The sequence below is a fragment of the Rahnella inusitata genome (assembly GCF_965118895.1).
GTDB classification, from domain to species: Bacteria; Pseudomonadota; Gammaproteobacteria; order Enterobacterales; family Enterobacteriaceae; genus Rahnella; species Rahnella inusitata_A.
Genome location: NZ_CBCPJJ010000008.1, coordinates 43595 through 68584, shown reverse-complemented (window position 1 = coordinate 68584; position 24990 = coordinate 43595). Strand labels below are relative to the sequence as shown.

The following is a 24990-nucleotide window of genomic DNA, read 5'->3' as shown; positions in this document are numbered from 1 at the left end:
ATGTGTAACATCCACTCAGAATCCGTGCAGCACGACGCTAACTTATTGAAGTTACTTGTTTTGGAGTAACATTTTAGCCTCATGCACTGACAGTTTACGTAATCACTTTGCGAGCAAAATGATGATTAAGTGGCCGTGGAAAGCAAATGAGCTGAAAATCGAGAAATCAGATGCGTGGAATGACGCGCTGAATATCCCGCTGTTGTCCTCGCTGAACGAAGAAGAGCAGCAACGTCTGATACAAATCGCCAGCCAGCTGCTGCAACAAAAAAGACTGGTGCCGTTGCAGGGCGTCGTGCTGACTGAAAAAATGCAGGCGCGCATCGCACTGTTGTTCGCCCTGCCGGTAATGGAACTGGGCGCGGCGTGGCTCGACGGTTTCCATGAAATCCTGCTCTATCCTTCCCCTTTCGTGGTTGATACACCGTGGCAGGACGAGAACGGGCTGATCCACGCCGGTATGCAAATCCACGCCGGCCAGAGCTGGGATCAGGGCCCTATCGTGCTGAACTGGCAGGATATCGAAGATTCGTTTGATAACTCCGGCTTTAATCTCATCATTCACGAAGCTGCGCACAAGCTCGATATGCGCAACGGCGGCGAAGTGACCGGTATTCCGCCGATCCCGCTACGGGACGTGGTTGCCTGGGAGCATGACTTGCAGGCCGCGATGCAGAACCTGCAAGATGAGATAGACACCGTCGGTGAAGAAGCCGCCAGCATGGATGCCTACGCCGCTACCGATGCCGCCGAGTGTTTTGCGGTGCTTTCCGAATACTTCTTTAGTGCGCCAGAATTACTGTCCGATCGGTTTCCGCTGGTATACGGCCATTTCACACGTTTTTATCAGCAAGACCCGCTGGCACGGCAACGTCGTGGACAGCGCTGCGATTGTTAATCCTGCCTGAGAAGCCATGTTTTCAGGCTCAGAATGGTGATTTTCAGCCGTATTGATTAGATGCTGAGCAGTCAGAGTATTTTATCGAATTTAGCGTTGACACCCAGGCGCCCTCTGGATATTATGCGCCCCGTTCACACGATTCCTCTGTAGTTCAGTCGGTAGAACGGCGGACTGTTAATCCGTATGTCACTGGTTCGAGTCCAGTCAGAGGAGCCAAATTAGAAAAGCCCGCTTAAGGAAACTTAAGCGGGCTTTTTGCTTTGGTGGAAAAAAACCTTCAACGATCCCTTTATCTCTGAAATTTAACATGTCTGCTTCTGGCACAAGCAGCCCTGTGGAGGGTTCGTTAGGTCCGCTATGAGCGATCAGCAGACGTTCGTAATTGAGTCTCCATGGAATTTGCTAACGATGCCGTGTGTCAATCAACTGGGAACAGGTCAAACCGTTCGAAGAGTATCGCTTTGCTTTAAAATTGTTCAATAGAAGAGTAACCTTTATTGATAACCATTATTTTTGTGTGGTTATGGGATTTCTAATCAACATTTAGAGGGCTCGTAATGGACATCAGCAACCTGCTTCTAGATTTTAGAATAACCTCACACTGCAATCTAGGATGTGACCTGTGTTTCCGTAATCCCGGCATCAAGGACTCTTCTCTCTCCAGTGCCCTTAATGTCATTAAACGCATGTATAAAATGGGTTTCCGTCGTATCGGCTTTACTGGTGGTGAACCTACATCCAGAGACGATTTCATTAACATGATTGAGTATGCCAAGCAGATGGGTTTTATGACCTATCTGTCCACAGTCGGACATCGTTTCACAATGGATCATGAACGGTTAAATTCGATTCTGGACTGGGTGGGAATGCCAATTGACGGGATTGATAGGCACGTCAATTCGGAGATTCGCAGTGACAAAATGAGTAACCAGCACAGAGTTATCAAAAATATATTAACGTGGCTTCCAGATAATAATAACCGCATTAACATCAAACTCACTACAGTGGTCTCACAGTCAAATATAAATATGTTGAGTGATATTGTCAGTTGGGTTGAAGCTCTTCCCTATAAAATCCAAGCATGGCGTTTTTATCAGTTCTGCCCATTAGGCGTAGGGAAAGAGAAAAGAGATAAACTAGAAATTAATACTGATTTATTTACATATAAAATGAAAATCCTGAAAGAACAACATCCACGTATGCCCATCAGTTGGGCCACCTTCGAAGAGAGAGATAAAGCGAATGTTGTTATGGAGCCGAATTTTGATATTATTATTCCCGATGGTGAAAACTATACCATGCTGGGCAACATGCTAACAAACTCACCAGAAGAGATTATCAATGCAATTTTCGGGAATAATGAAATCATGCAGAAATGTGAAAATAATCGTTTCTGGCTGGATGAAAGGGAGTTCATTGTATGAGATATAACTATCTTTATATGGATCCTTGGTCAGCAGATAAAAAAGAGAGCAACGTCCAGAGAAAACCGTTATATGTATGTCTGTCTGGAAATTCAGGAGTAGGGAAAAGCACCCTTCTCAGACGACTGTCAACATCTTTATTTGAGGACGACCCGTATACTATCGCTATAGACGAAAAAAGCGTCCACCATTCTCTCCTTCCTTATCTGTTTGATGACACAAGCAACTATGGATATCTTATCCAGCTCAACTTTATGATACAACGCGCGTTGATCATTAAATCCTGGCTGGACAAGGGGTTTAATCTGGTGATGGAACGGTCTCATCTTGAGGATGTCATATTTATCAATTTTATGTTGAGCTCTGAATATATTAGTAAGGCGCAACATGACTCTTACATAAATCTATGGAATAGTGTTAACGAATTGCTACCGGAGCCTGATATTATTGTTTTTATTGATTATAGTGTAGAGCATTCACTCACCCATATCGATGATGATGAAGAACATGGTGTCCGACCAAAGGAATTTCCAAATGAGGACATGAAGATTAAATGGATAAAAGGATGGTATGCGGAATATCAGCATTTTACAGATAATCTTCCGAAACATCTTCGTCAGCGAGTTATGATTTGTAATCATCCGGGTGAAATTGACACCTTTTCTGATAGGGTAATTCAGAAAGCAATAATGTTAAGGAGATAAAATGCGCCAGAGAGTAATCGTGTGTCCTGTGATACAAAATGACGGTGAGTATCTGCTTTGTAAAATGGCTTCCGATCGTGGGGTTTTTCCAGGGCAGTGGGCTCTGCCTGGCGGGGGAATGGAACCCGGTGAAATGATGGAAACGGCTCTAAGGCGCGAAATCATGGAAGAACTAGGTGAGGAGCTTCGTATCACTGATGTTAAGCCGTGGGCATTTCGTGATGATATCCGGACTAAAATGTATCCAGATGGAAACACCGAAGAAATTTACATGATTTATCTTATATTTGACTGCATTGCCGCTAACCGGAATATTACCTTTAACGAGGAATTTCAGGAAATTATCTGGGTGTCACCTGAAGCAATGAAAAGTATGGATTTGAATGAAGCGACACGGGTTACTTTTTTGCAGAAAGGACTCATTTAGCGAGCACCCCCTGCCTTTATGGCAGGGGTTGAGTCATTGACGATTAAGTCTGTCAAAGTAGCTGGAGTTGCCATTACCTACTCTATCTGCACCTACTTCGTCTCTTCACGTGGTTTTTTAAAAATATGATCTGAGTGGTGAGAAATGTTAGTTAGTTTCATGCTGTTCATGTCAGTTCCTCTGAAGGATTGATTTGTCTGTTATGAGCGATGAGCGGACGTTAAATTGCCGGAATTTTTCTGGAAGAGAATGGTTCGTTTTGACGGGATACTCACAATACGATTCGGATTATATCAGAGGTGGTAAAGCCCTGGACGAGTTTAGGATCAATCTTTACCCGCTCGTCCAGCGGTGGGGTAAACTACTGATTTTAAAAGGAAAAGCTGCGTCGCGGGGTGGGCGAGGGGAAAGTTAGGCACTCTACGCGTAAACCCTAATCTACGTAAGATAACGAAAATGGCCAGGGATGATACAAACCAGCCCATACTATGCGTCGTTTAGTTTCTACTGGGTTTATGACTTTATTTATCATTGTTATTATTGATGGATAATAGAGAGTTTTCAAGATCGGCAGTTATAATAGGCAAGAGTGTATTGATTTTTCTTATATCCATAAAATGTCCAAATGCAAAATTACTGGCCAACTGAGAAATGAATTTATGCATTATGGATGAACGGAGGTTATATGTTAGACATATTATAAAAACAGATAGCTTTTCCTCACTGGAAGCTTTTTCCTTTGTGCGCACAATGGCATTACAGCATGCATTAAAAACCTTATCAATATTATACCCATAAGGATTAACCTCATAAGTGTTACTTTTTGGAAGGACAACATTCCCCATCAAATCCGTTGCTAATGCCTTGTTAAGATAACTATAAAAAACAGAGCGCATAAATGTATTCATTTCAATCTCATCATTATAATTACCTGAATACTTATTTATTAACGAAGAAATATATAAGCCATGTGAGTCCGTTTTTGACGATGAAAGGTTCATAAAATCAAATTGTGGAAGGGAGTAGGGAAATTCAGAAACACAATGAAGTTGAACTCCCTCTTCACGAGAAGAGAACGTTACTTCTCTGGCTGCATCCAAAAATATCGAATTTGTATTAGAAAGATCGATACCAAAACGTGCGTGAACATATGAGGCTAGTTGAGTATCAATTGTAAGAAATTTCAAACTCGTATTTTTTAAAGCATAAAAAAACTTAAGGTAATTAGTAGTGGCTACTTTTGCAAGGATAGAAAACTCTTTCGGCGAGTTTGTTATTTGTAAATCAAGGGGAACAAGTGAAGGCAAAATGGCCTTTATGTTTTTTATAAATCCTTTGAAAGCAATGTTTATTTGCTCTGGAGTGGTTATTAATACTTGACCATCACCACCAATATTCATAGACATATAATTAGCATCGCTGATGTTATTTAGCCATGCATGAATACTTTCAATATCCTCTTTAATGAGGTGTATTTCGACCCCTTGATTTACAAGGTGTTGACTCAATGATGATAGGCAAAGATAAACAACAGTGATGAAATCAGTGCAGATAATTTTTCCAAGCGGTGAGCCATCATTTATAAATTCAATGTATTTAGATTTCTTTTGCGTAAGAAGACGTAAAGAAGACTTTATCGGATCGCTCTTATCCAAAAGACTTGTTTGAAGACCGAGGAATAATCTATCATTAAAATCGATCACTTGTTTATCTGTGTTTTGTGGCAGAAGAGATATTAAGCTCTCTAACATTTTCTCAGGTTCGTCTGGTAGTTTAATTATCTGAAAACCGTCAGAACCATCATTTGACTCATGCCTTATGGTATTTGCTAATCTGTATACGGCAACATACGGGGGAATCTTTTCGTGTAAGGTAATTAACTTATTTCCAACACGTGTTTTTATTCCAGGTGTAGCACTTAAAAGACTCATTGCTATGAGGGATGAGTCACCCAGGAAATACTGACTTTGTTTTTGAATGTTCTTGATTATTAATTTAGTGAGTATAGAACCGGAATCATCGTATTGGAATCCGCATATACAATTTTCCAAATTATAAGAGGGAGTATGTTCACCACGCTGAGCACCAATTATAAGATTATTTCCAACATCTGAAACAAATTTGGAATGATTTTCTGGTTTAATAATAAAAAGGTTTATCGATACAATTTCGATGATATCAAACCGCCTAAGTTTTGATAAAACACTTAAGAATATGTATAGGCTTGGTGATGGTGAATAAACTGTAGAACAGTCAAATGTGTCAACTTCCTTTTCTACCTCAGCCTCTTTACCCAATAAATGAAGTGTTCTCAACTTAAGACCAATGAATTCTAGATCCTTAGAATTGTTAACACGAGGAAAGACGGCTTCCGCTGATTTTGGAAGATAATGGTAAAGATAAGATTCAATTAACTGATAATAAATAAAATCGGGTTTATCAGCATCGGATATGTCTTTTTCAAGGTCGTGAAAATTAAGATAACGAGCGCATGAATATAGATTGATAAGATACTGAATAACAAAAGGTGAACACCAAAGTTTTTTTCTGTCACCCACGTACTTAGCCATAATCTCACATGCATCATAGTGAAACTCTATTTCGCATAGCATATCGGAAATGAGAAGTATGGTTATAGAGGAAACAGTCTCATACAAATCCTCTTCAGACTCTAAGATTTTTGATATAACGTCCGAAATTTTTTCATTTTCTTTGATAACTAATAGAACCAAAAGACGATAAAGATTACTCTCCAGATCGCTATGACTATCTTTAATCTCCAATCCTTTTAGAGCCCAAATGTAGAGTTCATTAGAGGTCATGACCTCTTTGGCTAAGAGAAAATAAGATATATCAACCTCAGACATATTAGAAACATTACGAACGAACTCTACACGATATGCACTATTATTTTTGCACCTTTTAGCTACTGATATTTTATTAGACTCATCAAATGAAGTTTCTAAAAAAATAGATTTAAATTCTTTAGCGAAATCCTTATGTACTTTTTCAATAAAATCTAAGTTATCCAAGCATAGGTTACGCAGCACAACATTACGTTCCTTCGTAAAGATGTATAACGGGACTATGATATTAAATAGTCTGATATCCCTGCCGTGATAGTCACTCATAAACGTAACTATATTATTGGTTAATTCGTCTACTTTATTCTTCATCGTTTGAGAAAGAACCCAGTAATCGCAATTTTTTAAATAAGGATTTAAAGCAACAGCCTGTGCATAGAAATAAATAACTTCTGAGTTATGGCTTACATAATTTATTTTCAAATATTTTGCAAGTTTACTAGCCTCATCGGAAGCCTCTACACGCATCAATCCGGCAATAAGACCAATCAATTCCTCTTCTGTCAAATCGTATTTTTTTTCAACAAGCGCCAATAACTCTTGTTTATTTGAGAAAAGTTCGAGAACAACAGCTTTGCTGTAGTTACCTGAAATGCTATAAGCCATAAGCCTATTTCTGGCTTCCACTTCCCCTTCTTGAATAAGTGATGCTCTCAATGCCAAAGAAATAGCAAAGTCTTTTATCATTAAGTCATTGGATGAGGAGATTATTCTTTGCAAGATACCTAAATCAACTTGGCTATTTGCATCATCAATGAGATCGCACCTTACATCAATTAAATTTAACAACCAGTGTACTTCATCACTCAGGTTAGTTATGCTTGATATGAAGTTCAATTTATCTCGAGCATCATCCGTATTTCTATTTGAAACAAGTTTGAGAATTTCTTGAATAGGTGACTTCAAGTCGCCAGGAATTACAGTGCTCTTTCCAATATAGAAATTTGCGTTTTCTATATTGTAGTCAATTTTACCTCCTAACACATTATCACCGTCACCATAATGTGTTTGAGTAGTATTTTCCATGTCCTACTTACCTGGATTAATGATTTTATTACCACCTACATTATCACCTGAACCAAAATGAGTTTGGTTTATCGTTGATTTGGAAGTTTCAGGTATATTTTTAAGGATTTCGACAATGTCGGGTTGGTTGTTCAACTCTTTCTCAATGGCCTTCTCGCTCATATCTTCATTTAAATGAAGCTTTTCTAGCTTCTGAGCCAATATCTCAGCATGTTCGTCATTGGTGATAAATTCAGTTAACTTATTTTTAATACCATCTTTAGTAAATGACAATCCTTTAACGAAGAGATCATATATTGCTCTGGCAAGAAGTGCTGTGGTAAGTGCGGTCATTTCTATATCCTTTTTCACAAATATCTAAGTAGGTGATTCTAGGAAAATAATTTTAACTTGATTTACAATTTAAGCAATTTTTTACTATCAGAAAAATGACTCATGACAACCTACAGAAGCATTAATTTCACATAGGATGCATAGAGTGGTAGTGAAACTATCAGATAGTAGCAACTGTCTAGACGTCTAGTCTTGTAGATAGGCTTCATGCCTTCGTCCTACCAGGAGATTCATGCTAGGAATTAAGTTGTGATGGGTAATAGTAGGGGGAGTATGGTACCTCCAACCCACGGCAGAGCAAACGAGTTTTCGAGGGGATTACTTCACTAAGTCACCTGAATGGGGTGAAACGTCCGCTCCTGGCACACAGCAGACATGCTGATGTGAATGGTACGCTATGAGCGAAAATCGGACCTGAATCTCAGCGATTAACACATCATGATGCAATGAATTTCTGCCTCTGGCACGCAATTGCCTGCATCAGACCGGGGCGACTAAGCGCGCAGATCGTCATAGGATACGATGACATGCTCTTGGAAAGCAGGTCTCAGGGCTATATTTTTATAATACGAACGTAGTCTGGGCAAAGGTTTTCTGACTACGTCTATGTCGTAATAGCGGTATAACACATGACCAAACTGGATGTCGGCCAGAGAGAAATTATCGCCAGCCAGAAAGCGGTGCTTTTCGAGCTGCGCTTCTGCGATTAACAGGTTTTTCTCTAAATTCACCATCGCTTCTCTGATTGCATTTTCGTCTCGATTTTCCTCCGGTGTCCGGACAACACGCCAGAACACGGGAGCGGTAAAAGCCGTCGCGACATTAATTTTTGACCATTCAGCCCATCTATCAACGTTAGCCTTTTTCATGTCATCAGAAGGCCAGAAGCTTTCTGTACCGTAGCGATTAGCTAAATAACGGAGAATTGCTCCCGTTTCCCACAGAGGCGCAGCAGCACCATCCTGCAGAACCGGAATAGTCCTGTTAGGGTTAAGTGAATAGAAAAAATCAGTCTCAGTTCCTTTATATTTATGCCCTATGTCGTGCCTGAAATACGGCAATTCCATTTCTCCAATGCACCACATCAAAGCCTGAACATTTGAAGACGTTTTTCGACCCCATACAGTTAGCATTGGAATTCCTTTAGTTGCGATATTTAGTGCAAATTACCACAGGCTCCGCCGAATTTATTGCCTATTTATTATCATACCGTGGCAGGGGGGAATATCTGCCTCTGACACGAAGCAGATCTGTATTCTTTAATAAAATTCCTATGATGCCCAATGAACATCATATCTGGTATGAAGATCTGTCATCAGACAGACCTCCGTACCAAAACAGCATTAGCTTTTTATCATGCATTACGCCGAAAATTAAGCGCCTCCTTCAACCAGCACAAAAGTTCCGGTCGCAGCACCGGCACGTATTGCTCTGGCTGCCTGATATTGAGGACTCTCATAAAAACGCTTGGCTTCGGCAAAAGATGCAAACTCAAAAACGACGTGCCGTTCATGAGATTCACCCTCAAGGTTTTCATACTGCCCGGACCAGGCAATAACCTTAGGACTGAACGCCTGCATTGCTTCTCCGGCAGCCTTGGCATATTCGGCGTAGGCAACAGCGTCCGATACGGTGACATGCGCGATCAAATAACCTTTATTCATTTCTTTATCTCTTTTGTCAGACGTGGTTTATTCCAGCGCAATTCAGTTCTACAGGCAAACATGTTTCCTTCGTAGTCGATAGCCACGAACGTGGCGCTGGCACCTTCAGCAAATGTCTGCGCTGGATAACGCGGTGTGAAGACAGTCTATTAAGTATTACAGTAGCCATAAATAACCTAAAATTTAACGCACTGTTATCTTAAAGAGGAACAATGAAAAATCTTGAGGCACTGATCATTTTCGCGCGAGTGGCAGAAATGAAAAGCTTTACCCAGGCAGCAGAAAGCCTTGGCATTCAGAAAGGCCGTGCTTCAATGGTGGTGCGCGAGCTCGAACAAGACGTAGGCGCCACGCTTTTGCACCGCACCACGCGGACAGTGCAGTTGACCGAAGATGGCCGCATTTTTTATTCGCGTGCACGAGACCTGCTGGCGGAAGCAGACGAACTACAGTCAATGTTTTCACCTGGTAGAATGTCACTGCGAGGGCGTTTACGTGTGGATATGCCAGCTATTCTGGCAGAAAGCGTCATTATTCCCGCACTACCACAACTACTGGATGCTCACCCGGAATTCGAACTTGAGCTTTCAAGTACTGACCGACGTGTTGATCTGGTTCTGGAAGGATTTGATTGTGTAATTCGTCTGGGACCCATTGTTGATGAGACCCTGATTGCCCGGCCGCTGGGAAAATTACGGATGATCAATGCGGCGAGTCCAGGCTATCTGAAACGCTTCGGTGTGCCGCAGACGATTGATGATCTTCGTCATCAAGGGCATAGAATGGTTCATTACATGCGCAATTTTGGCGCGAAGCCTGATGGATGGGAATATCCATCAGGTGATGGCTACAATTCACTGATGTTACCCGGCACGATGACGGTCAACAGCGTACCGGCCTACCACGAAGCAGGACTGGCGGGTTTGGGTTTAATTCAGGGAGGTTATTCAGCGCTCGTACCCCATATAAAATCGGGCACATTGGTTGAAGTCCTTCCCAATCTGCGGCCCAGGCCGCTAAATGCATCTTTTGTCGTCGCGCACCGGCGCAATCTGTCGCAACGAGTGAGGGCTTTTATGAATTGGACTGAGGAAGTGTTGAAACCTTATTTTGACTAATCAGATCCCCTAAAAGGTGGCCCACATTGCGACACGTCGGGTCGGATTGAAACCCATCGCCGTCTCTTCAGCGATCAGGCTTACCAGATGTGGCGGACGAGCGTGACCTTCCACAATATTGAAACCTAATGTGGCGTAAAATATGGCATTAAAGGCGGCCATGTTGTCTGTTGTCAGTGTGGCGCCAGCCAGGCCGCGTTGTTGCCCGGCATCGAGAAGGGTCTGCAAATGTGGACGACCAGAATTACACGAACGCTTAAATTTCAAGTGCAGCAAGAATGACGGTTTCCATTTTCTCCGGGGTGGTAAAGGGTGCAAAACGCCTGAGCGGTTTTCCGTCACGTCCGATCAGGAACTTAGTGAAGTTCCACTTGATCCGCCCCCCCAGCACACCGGGCAATTCGTCTTTCAGGTAACGAAATACCGGGTGCGTTGCAGCTCCGTTGACCTCCACTTTCTCGAATATCGGAAAGCTCACACCATAGTTGATGTGGCAGGTCTGCGCGATTTCGTCGGCACAGCCGGGTTCCTGATTACCGAACTGGTTACAGGGGAAACCAAGCACCACCAGCCCCTGGGCGGCGAAGTTCTTGTAGAGCGATTCGAGGCCTGCGTATTGTGGCGTGAAGCCACAATGGCTGGCGGTATTAACCACCAGAACCAGCTTACCCGCGTAGTCGGCCATAGAGATGAGCTGGCCACCCAGACGGGTGGCGGTGAGTTGATGAAACGTGGCCATGTCGGCTCCTCAGAGAAGATGTGTGGTAAACCATACCAGGACCGTTGCCTGCGGGGCATCAAAGCACTTTGTAGATCTCAGAAATAACCTGCATCGTTGCATCTTCGACCGTTCCTTCATTACGGCATAAAAACCAGCCGTGATCTGCAATTTCTCGCTCAAACTCCCTGGTACAAGCGACATGTTCTTCAAGCTTATGAATCACCGTACTGCTTAGCCCACGCGTTCGGGCCGCTGCCCTCGCCCATGAAATATCAGGCGCAGTAACAACCCCGATATGCAGGTCTGGCATTCGCACGTTACGTTCAATGTTAAGCTGTAAAATCTTTGCAAAAGGAACCATCCGACGAAACGCGGCGTCCGACGGGTACCAGCGATCCATCAAGATAATGCTGTCAGCAGGTTGTTTAGTCAGCACATGCCGGGAAATCCAGGCGCGGCTATCGGCAAAGCGCTCACAAACCTCCAGCTCCAGCTCCAGATCCTGGGCGGGATTTCTGGCGAGCCGGTTAACGAGAGCCATTGTTTCTCCCCTGAAGGGATCACTTTTTTTCTCGCATAGGCGGATCACCTTCTTGTTGTCGGCCCTTAGTACTTTCGTAATGGCCTCCAACAGTGTGGTTTTGCCGACGCCCTTGGGACCGTCCAGAGAAATAAACAGGGGGCGACTCATTCTCGAAATGGCGATTGATATACGGTTTTTGTAAAGCTCAAATCTGGCAAAAGCATCTTACTTCCTTCGTGTGAACAGCTGACCACCCTCTTCGCTCGCCTTAACCGCCTGCGCATCAGCGCGAAACGAATGGAAGGCTTATATCTTGCGACCTGCATGCTGTAGTTTAAGGGATCCGCTGAGGAAACGGAAAACATCCCCCGTCACGTCTGTTTTTTAAGCAGGTAGGAATTTACGTAAAGCGATGAGCGGGAAGCGGACATCAGATCAAAAAAGCCCGCTTAAGTCTCCTCAGGCGGGCTTTCACGTTACAGTGTCAACATTTTAGAGTGAGCGACAATTCTCAGAGTTCAAATCTGTCCAGATTCATCACCCTGGTCCATGCCGCAACAAAGTCTTTCACAAACTTCTCTTTGGCGTCTCCGCTGGCGTAGACCTCAGCGCTGGCGCGCAGAACTGCGTTTGAACCGAAGACCAGATCGGCACGCGTGGCGGTGAATTTTACTTCGCCGCTGACACGGTCGCGCCCTTCAAACCGTTCGCCAGACGCGTCGGTGGCTTTCCATTCGGTGCGCATATCCAGCAGATTCACGAAGAAGTCAGTGTTCAGTTCACCCGCTTTATCTGTGAAAACGCCGTGCTTACCGCCGTCGAAGTTTGCCCCCAGTGAGCGCAACCCGCCCACCAGCACCGTTAGTTCCGGTACGGTAAGCGTCAGTTGCTGTGCTTTGTCGATCAGAAGATTTTCGGTCGACGTGCTGCCGGTATCGCCTCGGTAGTTTCGCAAGCCATCCGCGCGCGGTTTTAGCAGTTCGAAGGATTTGATATCGGTCTGATCCTGGCGGGCATCCACGCGCCCTGCCGTGAACGGCACGTCAATCTCAACGTTGACGGCTTTCGCAGCCTTTTCAACACCGACTACGCCAGCCAACACAATCACATCTGCCAGCGAGGCTTTTGCGAATGACTGCTGAATGGCTTCCAGCGTCGGCAGCACACGGGCAGCGACGGCGTTAACCTCCCAGCCTCTTTGTGGTTGCAGCGCCAGACGGGCACCGTTGGCGCCTCCGCGTTTGTCACCACCGCGGAAAGTGGATGCCGAAGCCCATGCCACCGACGTCAGCTCACTGACCGAAAGACCGGACGCGGCAATTTTTTCTTTCAGCTGGGCGATATCAGCAACCGTCGGGTGATAGACCGGAACCGGCAGCGGATCCTGCCAGATTAAGTCTTCTTTTGGTACTTCAGGTCCGATGTAACGCGCTTTCGGCCCCATATCCCTGTGCGTCAGTTTGTACCAGGCGCGGGCGAAGGCTTCGTTAAAGGCCTGCGGATCGCTGTGGAAACGACGGGAAATTTTTTCAAATTCAGGATCGAAACGCAGGGTCAGGTCGGTGACCAGCATGGTCGGTTTGCGTTTTTTATTCGGATCAAAAGGATCAGGAATGATGTCCGGTGCGTTGGTTGCTTCGAACTGAATCGCACCTGCCGGGCTGCGCGTCTGAACCCAATCGTATTTGAACAGGTTTTCGAAGAAGTAATTACTCCACTGTGTTGGCGTCTGCGACCAGATCACTTCCAGACCGGAGGTAATGGCATCAGCCCCGACGCCCGTGCCGTGGCTGCTGGCCCAGCCCAAACCTTGAGATTCAATGGGTGCAGTTTCCGGGTCAACGCCAACATGGCTGGCATCGCCTGCGCCGTGGGTTTTACCCAGCGTATGTCCACCCGCGATGAGCGCGACAATTTCTTCATCGTTCATGCCCATATTGCCGAAGGTCGCACGGATAGCAGGCGCGGCGGAAGCCGGATCGCCACTGTGGTTCGGGCCTTCCGGGTTGACGTAAATCAGCCCCATCTCCGTTGCGCCGAGCGGTGATTTTGCCAGTTCTTCAGGGTGACGGTGTTCCAGCCATTCGGTTTCGTCGCCCCAGTTGATGTCCAGATCCGGTTCCCAGACGTCTTCGCGTCCGGCACCAAATCCAAAAGTACGGAAGCCGGAATTTTCCAGCGCGACGTTACCCGCAAGGATATAAAGATCGGCCCACGAAATTTTTTGACCGTATTTTTGCTTCACCGGCCATAACAGACGGCGTGCTTTATCGAGGCTGACGTTGTCTGGCCAGGCATTGAGAGGCGCGAAACGTTGCTGACCACGCCCCGAGCCACCGCGACCGTCAACCGAACGGTAGGTGCCGGCGCTGTGCCATGCCATGCGGATGAAAAGACCGATGTAGCTGCCCCAGTCGGCGGGCCACCAGGGTTGGGATTCGGTCAGCAGACCTTTGAGGTCAGCTTTGAGTGCGGAGTAATCTAATTTGGCGAATTCTTTACGATAATCGAAAGTGTCGCCCAACGGATTTGAGCGGGATGAGTGCTGGTTTAACAGGTCGACTCTGAGCTGATTAGGCCACCAGTCGCGGTTACTGGTACCGCCACCGGAGGCTTTATTCGAGTTTCCCGTATGAAAAGGACATTTGCTGACATCGGCTTCTCTGTCTGCTTCTACAATCGGCTTGGCGTCTTTCGCTTCTTCATCAATAGAACTGCTCATGCTCACACTCCTTTTTTATAGTTTCATTGCTACTCTATACGCGGATCAACGAGAGTCACATCTGAATCACCCTATGTATTTGATAGACCTTCCCTTCGGATTTTTACGTAATTTTTGCGGGTTTTATCATCAGGAAAAATTTTCTAACTGATTATAGAATAACCACTTCGCCTCAGCAGGTTTTCTGTCAGCGTCGCAAAATAAGAAAAGCCCGCTTACGTTGCCATAAGCGGGCTTCAGGTTCCGATGACGCTCAGCGCACTAATCGCGCCAGCCCATGGCCGGTGCCACGTGCCTGAGAATCGATTCAATGACGTGCACGTTGTAATCAACACCCAGCTGGTTGGGTACAGTCAGCAACAGAGTGTCGGCCTCGGCAATGGCTTCATCCTGTTGGAGTTGTTTGATCAACGTCTGCGGATCGGCGGCATAGCTACGTCCAAAAATGGCGCGTGTTTTCTCATCAATGAAACCGACCTTATCGCTGTCGTTACTGCTGGCGCCAAAATACGCGCGGTCACGGTCATCCATCAACGCAAAAATACTGCGGCTGACAGAAACCCGTGGCGTACGCTCATGGCCAGCCTCAGCCCACGCCGCCCGGTAAGCGCGGATCTGTTGCGCCTGCTGAATATGAAACGGTTCGCCGGTTTCATCATCTTTCAGCGTCGAGCTTTGCAGATTCATTCCGAGTTTAGCTGCCCAGACTGCGGTAGCGTTCGAGCTGGCGCCCCACCAGATACGCTCACGCAAACCTTCTGAATACGGCTCAGGGCGCAGAAGTCCCGGCGGATTTGGAAACATCGGCTGTGGATTGAGTTTAGCAAATCCTTCACCACGGAGTACATCCAGCAGTACTTCGGTATGACGCCGCGCCATATCGGCTTCGGTTTCCCCTTCTGCCGGCTGATATCCAAAATACCGCCAGCCATCAATCACTTGTTCCGGCGATCCGCGACTGATACCAAGCTGTAAGCGACCACCGGAAATCAGATCCGCCGCGCTGGCATTTTCAGCCATGTACAGTGGGTTTTCATAACGCATGTCGATAACGCCGGTACCAATCTCAATATTGCGCGTTTTCGCACCAATGGCCGCGAGCAAGGCAAATGGAGAACTCAGCTGACGGGCAAAGTGATGGACCCTGAAATACGCAGCGTCTGCGCCCAGTTCTTCTGCCGCCACAGCAAGATCAATGGATTGCAGCAGGGCATCGGATGCCGACCGCGTACCCGACTGGGGAGACGGCGTCCAGTGACCAAATGATAAGAATCCAATTTTTTTCATAGCAAAATCATCCTCAAACCTCGTGTGACCATGAGCGGATTAACCAGACAGCTTGTGCAGAAAATCACGCATTTATGCGACCACTCTACGTCGTGCCGGGATGAGAATAAATATCAATTGTTTAACATAAGGATTCAGTTTATTTGATGAACTGTCTCTCTTTTGGCTTCTGACTCTTGTCAGAGTTCATTTCAGCTTACCGCCACCTAATACACTTCAACCCTGTTTTTACCCCCGGTCTTGGCTTTATAAAGTGCGCTATCAGCGTTAGCGACGGCAATATTGACCGGTGAGCCGGGAGAATGTTCAGCGACACCCACGGACACGGTGACGTAAACACTTTCCTGAGGATCAATTTCATTGACGTGTTCCTCAATAATGACCCGCATTTTCTCCGCCACCGGCAGCGCATTATCCAGACTGGAATTTAAGATAATAATAAATTCTTCGCCGCCGTATCTGCCAACAAAATCATTGCTACGGATATTCTTTTTAATTAGCTTTGCCACAGTGCTGATTATCGTGTCACCGAAAGGATGGCCGAAGTTATCATTAATTGATTTGAAATTATCGATATCCAGCATAAATACGCAAAATTGCGTATTCATAGACTCTTCGACCTTTTTTAAATAGAGATCAATACTCCGGCGGTTACTGACCCCGGTCAGGGGATCGGTTTCAGAGGCTTTCTTGAAATAATTCTTACTGGCTGAAAGGTCAATCAGTTTGCCAAAAGCGAAATACAGCAGCAACAGAAAGGCTAAACTCAGGCCGGTTTTGGCGATCGCCAGTTGCCAGTATCCACTGTCGTTGAGGGCCGAAACGTGCGAGATAAGATTGAGGCTTTGCGCGATGGAGTAGGAATAAATGACAAACACCATCCCTCTGCGCTTCGTCAGGTCGAATCCGATCAGGCAGAGAAAAAAGACCATAGAAAACACATCGTAATAACTGGTGTTCCCAAATATAAATAGCGTACTTGTAATAACCCCAAGAATTAATACCGGATAACCAAAGAAGATAAACCCAAAGGTAATGGGTGAGATGATCGCGCTGTACAGGCTGGCGTGGTTGATAATACCTTCATGAAAAATATAGGCACTGGCCAGTCCGACCAACACACCCAGGCCACACTTCACCAGCAGGCTGTTTCTCTCAGTAAATCTGATGAATAAATAGGGAAAAGAAATACACGTGTACGTAATGCACAGGCTGACGAGCGTATTTATTAGCGTTTCTTCCAGGAAAAACATCATCACGATTTCCGATATTGTGCGAGCTTTATTACTGAAATATTAGCATTTATCGAAAAACAAACAAAGTGCCGTCAGGAAAACATTAATTACAATTGGTTTTCTTTATCTCTTGGTAATACGACGCATTTAAATTCACTCCAAAACATTACGCCTGGCATATGATGCCAGAGGAAAAATAATAATATATTGCAGTGGCTTCACCATCATTATTTAACTTATCGCCCTATAATATATAATCTATTGCGATATCTGCCGGGCAACTCTGTTTTCAGCGTTCGCCGGGCAGATGTCGTTTTATCAGCGGGCTTTCCGGAAAGCGTGGTTATGCCACCGCCGCCGTCTTCGCATCCAGCGCTTTATGAATAGCCGCTTCCAGTTCATTAATTTCGAACTTGGCAACGTAACCATCGGCACCGACTTTACGCACGTGGTCTTCGTTAGCACTGCCTGAAAGCGAGGAGTGAATGATCACCGGAATATTCTTCAGGAACTCGTCACGCTTAATATTCAACGTCAGGGTGAAACCGTCCATTTCCGGCATTTCCAGATCGGTAAGCACGAAGGAAATTTTATCGGAAATTGGCCGCCCTTCGGCTTTGCACTCTTCTGCGATTTTGCGAATTTTATTCCAGGCTTCCAGACCGGTGACGTGCATCTGCGCCGGGATTTCCATCATCGCCAACCCTTTCTCCAGCATCTGACGCGCCACTTTCGAATCTTCTGCCACAATCGCTACGGCGCCCGGTTTCAGCTGGAACGCTCGGGTTTTTTGCTTATCGATTGCCACGTTGCCGGTAGAAGGCACGATGTCGTAAAGGATCTGTTCGACGTCCAGCACCAGTGCCAGACGGTTGCTGGATTTATCGTTGTCCAGACGCGCGATACTGGTGATATTTCGGCTCTTGACGCCGGATTCAGCAGCCAGCACCTGGCTCCACTCGAGACGCACAATATCGTCAACCGATTCCACCGCAAACGCCTGTGTACTGCGCGCGTATTCGGTGACCAGCAAAATGTTCAGGCCGGTTTTTGGCACACAACCGACGACCGCCGGAAGGTCAATTACCGGAATGATTTCACCACGAATATTCGCCATGCCCATCATCGGCGATTTCATGCCTGCCGCTTTGGTCAGCGCGGGCATAGGAACGATTTCACGCAGTTTGAACACGTTGATGCCGAACAGCTCGGACTGGTCTTCATCAGGCGCTGAGCCCAGACGGAACAGCAATAACTCAAACCGGTTAGATGACGTGAGATTGGTTCTCTCATCGATGTCTTTCTGAAAATTGTCCATACTTTCCCCATGCGTTTAATTATTTGTTGTGCGACAGCAAAGCGATATGAGCCATTCGGAAAATAAGGGATCAGATTCTCTTTTATCTCGTCCTGTATTTATCGGTCAGTCGCGGGGAATTCTTTAGTGCTGAAGGAAAATTGAACGAAGGAGAAATCCCGGCATCGCAGGGGTGCCGGGAAAAGCAGGTTAACCGGTGATTTTCACCAGCGTTCTGCCCTGAATTTTATTGTTGAGGAAATCTGCCGCTACCGCTGGGGTTTGCTCAAGGCTAATTTCGGTGGCGGCCTGCTGGTAGAAGCTTTCCGGCAAGGTATTCATCAGGCGTTCCCACACCGCCGCACGGCGCTCAGCGGGCACAGAAACGGAATCCACCCCCTGTAAACGCACGTTGCGCAGGATGAACGGCATAACGGTGGTCGGCAGGTTAAAGCCACCGGCCAGACCGCAGGCTGCAACGCAGCCGCCGTAATTGGTTTGCGCCAGCAACTTCGCCAGCACTTTATCGCCAACGGTATCTACCGCACCCGCCCAGACCTGTTTTTCCAGCGGACGCGTTTCGGCAAAATCATCACGCGACAGAATTTCGCTGGCACCAAGTTTACGCAGATAATCATGGGTAGATTCACGCCCGGTCACCGCCGCCACGTTATAACCGAGCGTATGCAGCAGCGCCACCGCTGTGCTGCCCACGCCGCCGCTCGCGCCGGTCACCACGACGGTGCCACTGTCCGGCGTTACGCCCGCCTCTTCCAGCGCCATCACACACAGCATCGCGGTGAAACCAGCCGTACCGATGATCATCGCATTACGCGCCGCCATGCCTTCCGGCAACGGCACCAGCCAGTCGCCTTTCACGCACGCCTGCTCAGCCAGACCGCCCCAGTGCGTTTCGCCCACGCCCCAGCCGGTGAGGATCACCGACTGCCCGACGGAAAAGCGCGGGTCATTACTGCGGCTGACGTGGCCGACAAAATCAATGCCGGGCACCATCGGGAACTGGCGGATGATTTTGCCTTTGCCGGTGATTGCCAGCGCATCTTTATAATTCAGACCCGACCAGCTGATATCCACCAACACATCGCCTTGCGCCATGTCAGGCAGTGCAATCTCTTTCACCTCAGCCAGCGTGGCTTTGTCAAGCTGTTCCAGAACCAGAGCTTTCATGTGTTTTCCTTAAGCGTTCTAAGATTTAAAGGGTTTTGCGAAACCTACGCCCAATCTTTTAACGAGGCAAGCCCGGAAGTTCTTCCCTGCAAAGCAAAAAGCCCGCCAGATGTCACCTGAGCGGGCAATTAAGGTCTAGTATGTTGTAACTATTTCTCGTTCACTGCTTCCCGCTGTTTTTCCTGCACGCTGTAGCGATTCACTTTAAACGGAATATCCAGCCGTTCGCGTAAGGTTTGCGCCTCTGAAGGATGCCAGTAACCGCGCGCCTCCAGCACCGGCAGCACCAGACGTGTAATATCGTCGAGCGCCTCGACCAGCACCGGTCCGCTGATAATAAAGCCGCTTGCGCCGCTCTCTTCCACCCAGCGGATCAGCCTGTCGGCAACCTGCTCCGGCGTGCCGAAGAACTCACCGCGCGGCAGCGTGGCCTGATATGCGACGTCACGCAGCGTGAGATTTTCCTCTCTGGCCTGCTTTTTAATGCTGTCGGTGGTTGAACGGAAAGTGTTCTGGCCTAAATCACCCAGCTCAGGGAACGGGCCATCCGGCGGATACTGGCTGAAATCGTGATGGTCGAAGAAGCGGCCGAGATACGCCAGCGCATCGTCGAGAGACAGCAGCGAGAGCAAATGCTGATATTTGGCTTCGGCTTCCGCTTCGGTTTTGCCAACAATCGGGCTGATGCCGGGGAAAATCCCCACCGGATGACGCCCGTTTTTCGCCACCTGCGCCTGCAATTTTGCCGAGTATTCTTTGGCCTCTTCCAGCGTACGGGCGTTGGTGAACACTGCATCGGCAGATTTACCTGCCAGCGCGATCCCCGCATCCGACGCGCCTGCCTGGAAAATCACCGGCTGTCCCTGCGGCGAGCGCTGAATATTCAGCGGTCCTTCCACCGAGAAGAACTGTCCCTGATGATTGAGTTTATGCAGCCTGGCCGCATCGAAGAACACGCCACTTTCGCGGTCGCGTACAAAAGCGTCGTCTTCCCACGAATCCCACAACCCCTGGACCACGCTGATATATTCCTCAGCAATCTGGTAGCGCAGTGCATGTTCAGGATGATCTTTACCGAAATTTTTCGCCGAACCGGCCAGCGGCGAGGTCACCACATTCCAGCCAGCGCGCCCCTGGCTGATGTTATCGACCGTCGCCAGTTGCCGCGCGACGGTGAACGGATCGCTGTAGGAGGTCGAAATCGTTCCGGCCAGCCCGATGCTGTGCGTCGCCGACGCCAGCGCCGACAGCAAAGCAATCGGTTCGAAACGGTTAAGAAAATGCGGCAGCGATTTTTCGTTGATGTGCAGACCGTCGGCGACAAACAGGAAATCAAAACCGGCAGCTTCTGCGCGCAGCGCTAAATCACGAAAATAGGGAAAATTAACGCTCGCATCGGCCGGCGCTTTTTCATGTCGCCATGAATTCATATGGCCACCTGCACCGTGCAACATCAGACCCAGCTTGATACTTTTCGAATGGCTCATGAGATCTCCTTAAGCTGGCCAGCCAGCAATTCAATGGATTTCAGACGCACGGCGGCCTCTGTCAGTGGGGTGTGAAGGACAAATTCGTTGACGCACAGACGACGCTGAATATCGCGCAGCTGCTCGTGGATGTCGCCGGGCGTACCGTGCAGCACGCTGAGCTGTTGTTGTTCGATGGTGAACTGCCTGGCGCCCGCCTGCTGCACAAAGGCTTCCGCCTGTTCGCGGGTGCCGACCGTAACGTGTTTATCGCCGATCGTGACGCGGAAATTATGCTGTTCGGCCACCCGCTCTGCGGCCTCTTCACGGGTTTGAGCGGCGAGCACCGCCAGGCTGACCAGTGCCTGCCCTTTTCCGGCGGAATATTCATGGAACGCCAGCACTGATTCTGTCATGACTTCCGCTGAAGTATTGATGAAACCGGCGAACACAAAATTCCAGCCGAGCGAGGCTGCCAGACGGGCGCTCTCTTTACTGGCACCGAGCAGAAAACGCTGGGGCGCAACCGGCGGATGCGGCAACGCGCGTGCTTCCACACCGGCCAGATGGTCGTCGAGATGGGTAAGATAATGGGTCAGCTGTTGCAACTGCGCGGGAAAACCGGGCGCATTATCGGCTGACTGATGTCCGCGCAGCGCTTTGGTGGAAAGCGGTAAACCGCCGGGCGCTTTACCTATGCCTATATCGACACGATCCGGCGCCAGTGCTGAAAGCAAATGGAAATTCTCCGCAACTTTGTACGGGCTGTAATGTTGCAGCATCACACCGCCGGAGCCGATACGCAGGCGGGATGTCTGCGCCAGCAACCAGGCGATCAATACTTCCGGCGAACTGCCCGCCAGCTTTTCGGTATCATGATGTTCGGACACCCACAAACGGTGATAGCCCAGTTTCTCGGCTGTCTGCGCAAATGTCAGCGTCGCCGCCAGTGCCTCTGCGGCGCTCTGCCCGTCATTTATCGGGCTTTGATCTAATAAGCTCAGTCGGTAATTCACGGCGGGCATTCCTTTTTATCTGCTTATGTCTGTTAACAATCATTAATCTTGATAAAAAGAGTTCCACGAAGTCAGCGCAAAGCTAAATAATAAAATCACGTTTCTATAGTGATTATTTAGCTATGGAATTTAAGCCTGCACGCCGGATATAAATTATAGCCACAGGGTATTTAGTCAGACAGCAATTCATGACTAGGATGAAATGACTGCAATCTCTACCCATAAAAGGCTATTTATAATGAGCATTTCACTTGCCGATGAAATCCGCACCGGGGCTAACTCCGCTCCCACTGCGCTAGAAAATCAACTCATCGCCCATCGCCGCGAATTACATCAACATCCTGAATTATCTAATCAGGAATTCGTGACCACGCAAAAGATCACTAACTGGCTGAATGCCGCCGGGATCCGCATTTTGGATCTTGGCTTGAAAACCGGCGTAGTGGCTGAAATTGGCCCGGCGCACGGCCCGGTGGTGGCGCTGCGCGGCGACATCGACGCCCTGCCGATCGAAGAAACCTCCGGCGTACCGTTCAGTTCGCAGCAACCGGGCGTGATGCATGCCTGCGGCCATGATTTCCATACCTCTGTTATTCTTGGCGCAGCGTACTTACTCAAAGCGCGCGAGGATCAGTTGCAAGGCCGCGTCCGTCTGTTCTTCCAGCCTGCCGAAGAGCGTTTTGGCGGGGCATCGCAGCTGATCAAGGCCGGTGCGCTGGAAAACGTCGATGCGATTTTTGGCCTGCACAATGCGCCTGAACTGCCGGTCGGCACCTTTTCCACTAAAGGCGGCGCGTTTTACGCCAATGTCGATCGCTTCCAGATAACTATCACCGGCAAAGGCGCGCACGCCGCACATCCGGAAGAAGGCGTCGACAGTATCGTCACCGCCAGCCACATCGTGACGGCGCTCCAAACATTGGTCAGCCGTAACGTCGCCGCGCAGGAGTCCGCAGTGGTCAGCGTGACCCGAATCGAGGGCGGCAATACCTGGAACGTGCTGCCCCAGAGCGTTGAACTGGAAGGCACGGTGCGCACGCACAATGATGATATTCGTGAGCAAATTCCGGGGCGGATCCGCCAGCTGATTTCTGGCGTTGCAGGCGCGCTGGGCGCTAAAGCCGAGCTGCACTGGTTTGGCGGGCCGCCGGCGGTGGTGAATACGCCACGCTGGGCGGAATTCAGCCTGCAGGCCGCTGCCGAATTTGGCTATAAAGCGGAAGTGGCCACCGCGCAGATGGGCGGCGAAGACTTTGCGTTTTACCTGCATCACGTCCCTGGCGCGTTTGTCAGCATCGGCTCGGCCAGCGAATTTGGCCTGCATCATCCGCAATTTAATCCGGACGAATCGGCTATTTTCCCGGCTGCGAATTATTTCCAGCAATTAGCTGAAAAAGCGCTGCATGAATTAATCGCAAAATAATCCACCTTGCTCTTTCAGCTTGTAATTTATGCCCGGAGATACCGGGCATTTTCCGTGGGGAATATTCTTTTTCTCGTATTTGCTTTTTCTCAATTTGATTATTGAATTTTGTTATTTTACATCCCAGTAACACTCGGGAATAGTGAAAACGTCACCTCAATGTCATAAACACATAATAAGAATGCAGGGTAAATATAATGATGAAACGTAGCTTTAGTCTGACTGCCATTGCCACTTTGTTAACTCTTTCTACACTGGCTCATGCTGCACCGGGTATCGACCTTGTTGCCAATGAAACCCCGATCAATACGCCGAAAAGCCCCGAAGCCGTTGCGAAAATTCCGGCCAACTTTAAGTTTGTCGAACCGGGCACGCTGACGGTGGCACTGGCCGTACTCGGCAGCGCCCCGCCATTCGGGTTGTTTGCCCGTGATAACAAAACGGTGATTGGCAGCGAAGCGGACATTGCCCGTCTGGTGGCCGATGGTCTGGGGCTGAAGCTGAAAGTGGTACCCGCCTCATGGGAAGACTGGCCGCTGGGCGTGACCTCAGGGAAATACGACGCAGCTATCTACAACATCACCGTGACTAAAGACCGCAAAACCAAATTTGATTTCGCCACCTATCGCGAAGACACGCTGGGCTTCTACGTGAAAACCGGCAGCAAAATCACCTCGATCAAATCCGCACCGGACATCGCCGGTAAGCGCATTATCGTCGGTTCCGGCACTAATCAGGAAGCCGTGCTGCTGGCATGGGACAAAGAGAACCAGGCTAAGGGCCTGCCCGCGTTTAAACCGCAATACGTCACCGACGATGCCGCCGCCACGTTGGCTATTCAGTCCGGTCGTGCCGACGCCACCTTCGGGCCAAACGTCACCGGTGCCTATAAAGCCCTGCTGACCGGCAAAACACAGCTGGTCGGCACGGTGCCGGGCGGCTGGCCTAAAACCGCCAATATTGCCGTGACGCTGAAAAAAGGCAACGGCTTGGTGGATGCGGTACAGGCATCGCTGAACAGTGCCATTGCCAGCGGCGCGTATTTGCAGGTGCTGGATCGCTGGGGTGAGAGCGTTGAGAAAATCGACCATTCAGAAATTAACCCGCCGGGACTGGGCGACTGATCAGGAGATTCAATGATGAGCGACGACGTTTTTATTCAAACCGTGCCGGAAGACCCGCTGATTGCGCCGGTCATCGAAGGGTTATTTGGTGAATACCGTGAACGCTACGGCGACTTCTTCTCCAGCCTGCCGCCAGAAGACGACAGCGTGTTTTCCGCACCCGACGGCACGTTTATTGTTCTGCTGAGAAACGGAGCGCCCATTGCGATGGGCGCGTACAAACGCTACGACGAAGACACCGCAGAATTCAAACGTATCTGGACAGATCGCCGGCTGCGCCGTCAGGGGCTGGCGCAGAAAATCCTGCACGAACTGGAGCGTCGCGCCGCTGCTTACGGTTACCGTCAGGTGTTTCTGACCACCGGATTCCGCCAGCCGGAAGCGGTCGGCTTGTATTTATCGCACGGTTATCAGCCGCAGTTCGATACCAGGCTCGACCCGGAAGTGTATTCCAGAGAACCGTACGACGGGCGTCTGCCCTTCAAAAAAGCGCTGACCGCTGACGTTCCCGTCAGCTAGCTACGAAG

General features: G+C 48.3%; 22 protein-coding genes and 1 tRNA gene. 9 read left to right on the top strand and 14 right to left on the bottom strand.

Translation table 11 applies throughout. The features are described from left to right. The first annotated feature begins 121 nt into the window (after positions 1–121). The 5 genes from mtfA to nudI all read left to right on the top strand — a co-directional run bounded on the left by mtfA (position 122) and on the right by nudI (position 3456). Positions 122–898 carry a DgsA anti-repressor MtfA gene (gene mtfA / locus ACMHLI_RS06300; protein ID WP_413529012.1) on the top strand — a complete coding sequence of 259 codons (777 nt, stop codon included), beginning with the start codon at positions 122–124 and terminating at the stop codon, positions 896–898. A gap of 143 nt (positions 899–1041) precedes the next feature. Then, positions 1042–1117: transfer RNA gene (locus ACMHLI_RS06295), tRNA-Asn, on the top strand. Between the two features lie 341 nt (positions 1118–1458). Continuing rightward, positions 1459–2325 (top strand): radical SAM protein, encoded by an 867-nt coding sequence (locus ACMHLI_RS06290; RefSeq protein ID WP_413528699.1) that lies wholly within the window; start codon positions 1459–1461, stop codon positions 2323–2325. Beyond that, the gene (locus tag ACMHLI_RS06285; RefSeq protein ID WP_413528698.1) at positions 2322–3029 is read left to right on the top strand and encodes a deoxynucleoside kinase; all 708 of its coding nucleotides are present in this window, start codon (positions 2322–2324) and stop codon (positions 3027–3029) included. Before ACMHLI_RS06290 ends, ACMHLI_RS06285 begins: the two co-directional genes overlap by 4 nt. Before the next feature lies 1 nt (position 3030). Next, positions 3031–3456, top strand: a complete 426-nt coding sequence (nudI, locus tag ACMHLI_RS06280; protein ID WP_413528697.1) for a nucleoside triphosphatase NudI — start codon at positions 3031–3033, stop codon at positions 3454–3456. Positions 3457–3977: 521 nt separating this feature from the next. Here nudI and ACMHLI_RS06275 read toward each other — a convergent pair. From ACMHLI_RS06275 to ACMHLI_RS06260, 4 genes are all read right to left on the bottom strand, one after another. Then, positions 3978–7346 carry a hypothetical protein gene (locus ACMHLI_RS06275; protein WP_413528696.1) on the bottom strand — a complete coding sequence of 1123 codons (3369 nt, stop codon included), beginning with the start codon at positions 7344–7346 and terminating at the stop codon, positions 3978–3980. 3 nt (positions 7347–7349) lie between these two features. Further along, positions 7350–7679 (bottom strand): hypothetical protein, encoded by a 330-nt coding sequence (locus ACMHLI_RS06270; RefSeq protein ID WP_413528695.1) that lies wholly within the window; start codon positions 7677–7679, stop codon positions 7350–7352. A 494-nt stretch (positions 7680–8173) separates the two neighbouring features. Beyond that, complete coding sequence (locus tag ACMHLI_RS06265) at positions 8174–8812, bottom strand: glutathione S-transferase family protein (RefSeq protein WP_413528694.1); 639 nt, start codon at positions 8810–8812, stop codon at positions 8174–8176. Between the two features lie 240 nt (positions 8813–9052). Next, positions 9053–9343 carry a DUF1330 domain-containing protein gene (locus tag ACMHLI_RS06260; RefSeq protein ID WP_413528693.1) on the bottom strand — a complete coding sequence of 97 codons (291 nt, stop codon included), beginning with the start codon at positions 9341–9343 and terminating at the stop codon, positions 9053–9055. A gap of 212 nt (positions 9344–9555) precedes the next feature. On the opposite strand from ACMHLI_RS06260, the gene ACMHLI_RS06255 reads away from it, so the two are divergent. Then, positions 9556–10461, top strand: coding sequence for a LysR family transcriptional regulator (locus ACMHLI_RS06255; protein ID WP_413528692.1), 906 nt, complete (start codon positions 9556–9558; stop codon positions 10459–10461). Positions 10462–10470: 9 nt separating this feature from the next. Here the strand turns inward: ACMHLI_RS06255 and ACMHLI_RS06250 are convergent, their stop codons facing one another. The 10 genes from ACMHLI_RS06250 to ACMHLI_RS06205 form a co-directional block, all read right to left on the bottom strand. Continuing rightward, entirely contained in the window at positions 10471–10689 is a 219-nt protein-coding gene (locus ACMHLI_RS06250) for a hypothetical protein (RefSeq protein ID WP_413528691.1), read from the bottom strand. Positions 10690–10717: 28 nt separating this feature from the next. Next, on the bottom strand, positions 10718–11200 hold the full coding sequence (locus tag ACMHLI_RS06245) for a glutathione peroxidase (protein ID WP_413528690.1): 483 nt from the start codon (positions 11198–11200) through the stop codon (positions 10718–10720). Between the two features lie 58 nt (positions 11201–11258). Beyond that, a complete protein-coding gene (locus ACMHLI_RS06240) occupies positions 11259–11873 on the bottom strand; it encodes a dTMP kinase (protein WP_413528689.1) in 615 nt (204 codons plus the stop codon). A gap of 343 nt (positions 11874–12216) precedes the next feature. After that, entirely contained in the window at positions 12217–14427 is a 2211-nt protein-coding gene (gene katG / locus ACMHLI_RS06235) for a catalase/peroxidase HPI (protein WP_413528688.1), read from the bottom strand. Between the two features lie 261 nt (positions 14428–14688). Then, entirely contained in the window at positions 14689–15714 is a 1026-nt protein-coding gene (locus ACMHLI_RS06230) for an LLM class flavin-dependent oxidoreductase (protein ID WP_413528687.1), read from the bottom strand. A 206-nt stretch (positions 15715–15920) separates the two neighbouring features. Beyond that, positions 15921–16970, bottom strand: a complete 1050-nt coding sequence (locus ACMHLI_RS06225) for a GGDEF domain-containing protein (RefSeq protein ID WP_413528686.1) — start codon at positions 16968–16970, stop codon at positions 15921–15923. Between the two features lie 322 nt (positions 16971–17292). After that, a complete protein-coding gene (locus ACMHLI_RS06220; protein ID WP_413528685.1) occupies positions 17293–18267 on the bottom strand; it encodes a chemotaxis protein in 975 nt (324 codons plus the stop codon). 189 nt (positions 18268–18456) lie between these two features. Then, positions 18457–19434 (bottom strand): MDR family oxidoreductase, encoded by a 978-nt coding sequence (locus tag ACMHLI_RS06215; protein WP_413528684.1) that lies wholly within the window; start codon positions 19432–19434, stop codon positions 18457–18459. A gap of 149 nt (positions 19435–19583) precedes the next feature. Continuing rightward, positions 19584–20921 (bottom strand): LLM class flavin-dependent oxidoreductase, encoded by a 1338-nt coding sequence (locus ACMHLI_RS06210; RefSeq protein ID WP_413528683.1) that lies wholly within the window; start codon positions 20919–20921, stop codon positions 19584–19586. Continuing rightward, the gene (locus tag ACMHLI_RS06205) at positions 20918–21916 is read right to left on the bottom strand and encodes an MsnO8 family LLM class oxidoreductase (protein WP_413528682.1); all 999 of its coding nucleotides are present in this window, start codon (positions 21914–21916) and stop codon (positions 20918–20920) included. The genes ACMHLI_RS06210 and ACMHLI_RS06205 overlap by 4 nt, the downstream gene beginning before the upstream one ends. Before the next feature lie 238 nt (positions 21917–22154). On the opposite strand from ACMHLI_RS06205, the gene ACMHLI_RS06200 reads away from it, so the two are divergent. From ACMHLI_RS06200 to ACMHLI_RS06190, 3 genes are all read left to right on the top strand, one after another. Continuing rightward, on the top strand, positions 22155–23339 hold the full coding sequence (locus tag ACMHLI_RS06200) for a M20 peptidase aminoacylase family protein (protein ID WP_413528681.1): 1185 nt from the start codon (positions 22155–22157) through the stop codon (positions 23337–23339). 200 nt (positions 23340–23539) lie between these two features. Continuing rightward, positions 23540–24463 (top strand): ABC transporter substrate-binding protein, encoded by a 924-nt coding sequence (locus tag ACMHLI_RS06195; protein ID WP_413529011.1) that lies wholly within the window; start codon positions 23540–23542, stop codon positions 24461–24463. 15 nt (positions 24464–24478) lie between these two features. Further along, a complete protein-coding gene (locus tag ACMHLI_RS06190) occupies positions 24479–24982 on the top strand; it encodes a GNAT family N-acetyltransferase (RefSeq protein ID WP_413529010.1) in 504 nt (167 codons plus the stop codon). Positions 24983–24990: the final 8 nt, after the last annotated feature.

Excerpts from the sequence above, each read along its gene's own strand:
- mtfA (WP_413529012.1), top strand. The coding sequence starts at position 122 with ATGATTAAGTGGCCGTGGAAAGCAAATGAGCTGAAAATCGAGAAATCA.
- ACMHLI_RS06290 (WP_413528699.1), top strand. The coding sequence starts at position 1,459 with ATGGACATCAGCAACCTGCTTCTAGATTTTAGAATAACCTCACACTGC.
- ACMHLI_RS06285 (WP_413528698.1), top strand. The coding sequence starts at position 2,322 with ATGAGATATAACTATCTTTATATGGATCCTTGGTCAGCAGATAAAAAA.
- nudI (WP_413528697.1), top strand. The coding sequence starts at position 3,031 with ATGCGCCAGAGAGTAATCGTGTGTCCTGTGATACAAAATGACGGTGAG.
- ACMHLI_RS06275 (WP_413528696.1), bottom strand. The coding sequence starts at position 7,346 with ATGGAAAATACTACTCAAACACATTATGGTGACGGTGATAATGTGTTA.
- ACMHLI_RS06270 (WP_413528695.1), bottom strand. The coding sequence starts at position 7,679 with ATGACCGCACTTACCACAGCACTTCTTGCCAGAGCAATATATGATCTC.
- ACMHLI_RS06265 (WP_413528694.1), bottom strand. The coding sequence starts at position 8,812 with ATGCTAACTGTATGGGGTCGAAAAACGTCTTCAAATGTTCAGGCTTTG.
- ACMHLI_RS06260 (WP_413528693.1), bottom strand. The coding sequence starts at position 9,343 with ATGAATAAAGGTTATTTGATCGCGCATGTCACCGTATCGGACGCTGTT.
- ACMHLI_RS06255 (WP_413528692.1), top strand. The coding sequence starts at position 9,556 with ATGAAAAATCTTGAGGCACTGATCATTTTCGCGCGAGTGGCAGAAATG.
- ACMHLI_RS06245 (WP_413528690.1), bottom strand. The coding sequence starts at position 11,200 with ATGGCCACGTTTCATCAACTCACCGCCACCCGTCTGGGTGGCCAGCTC.
- ACMHLI_RS06240 (WP_413528689.1), bottom strand. The coding sequence starts at position 11,873 with ATGAGTCGCCCCCTGTTTATTTCTCTGGACGGTCCCAAGGGCGTCGGC.
- katG (WP_413528688.1), bottom strand. The coding sequence starts at position 14,427 with ATGAGCAGTTCTATTGATGAAGAAGCGAAAGACGCCAAGCCGATTGTA.
- ACMHLI_RS06230 (WP_413528687.1), bottom strand. The coding sequence starts at position 15,714 with ATGAAAAAAATTGGATTCTTATCATTTGGTCACTGGACGCCGTCTCCC.
- ACMHLI_RS06225 (WP_413528686.1), bottom strand. The coding sequence starts at position 16,970 with ATGATGTTTTTCCTGGAAGAAACGCTAATAAATACGCTCGTCAGCCTG.
- ACMHLI_RS06220 (WP_413528685.1), bottom strand. The coding sequence starts at position 18,267 with ATGGACAATTTTCAGAAAGACATCGATGAGAGAACCAATCTCACGTCA.
- ACMHLI_RS06215 (WP_413528684.1), bottom strand. The coding sequence starts at position 19,434 with ATGAAAGCTCTGGTTCTGGAACAGCTTGACAAAGCCACGCTGGCTGAG.
- ACMHLI_RS06210 (WP_413528683.1), bottom strand. The coding sequence starts at position 20,921 with ATGAGCCATTCGAAAAGTATCAAGCTGGGTCTGATGTTGCACGGTGCA.
- ACMHLI_RS06200 (WP_413528681.1), top strand. The coding sequence starts at position 22,155 with ATGAGCATTTCACTTGCCGATGAAATCCGCACCGGGGCTAACTCCGCT.
- ACMHLI_RS06195 (WP_413529011.1), top strand. The coding sequence starts at position 23,540 with ATGAAACGTAGCTTTAGTCTGACTGCCATTGCCACTTTGTTAACTCTT.
- ACMHLI_RS06190 (WP_413529010.1), top strand. The coding sequence starts at position 24,479 with ATGAGCGACGACGTTTTTATTCAAACCGTGCCGGAAGACCCGCTGATT.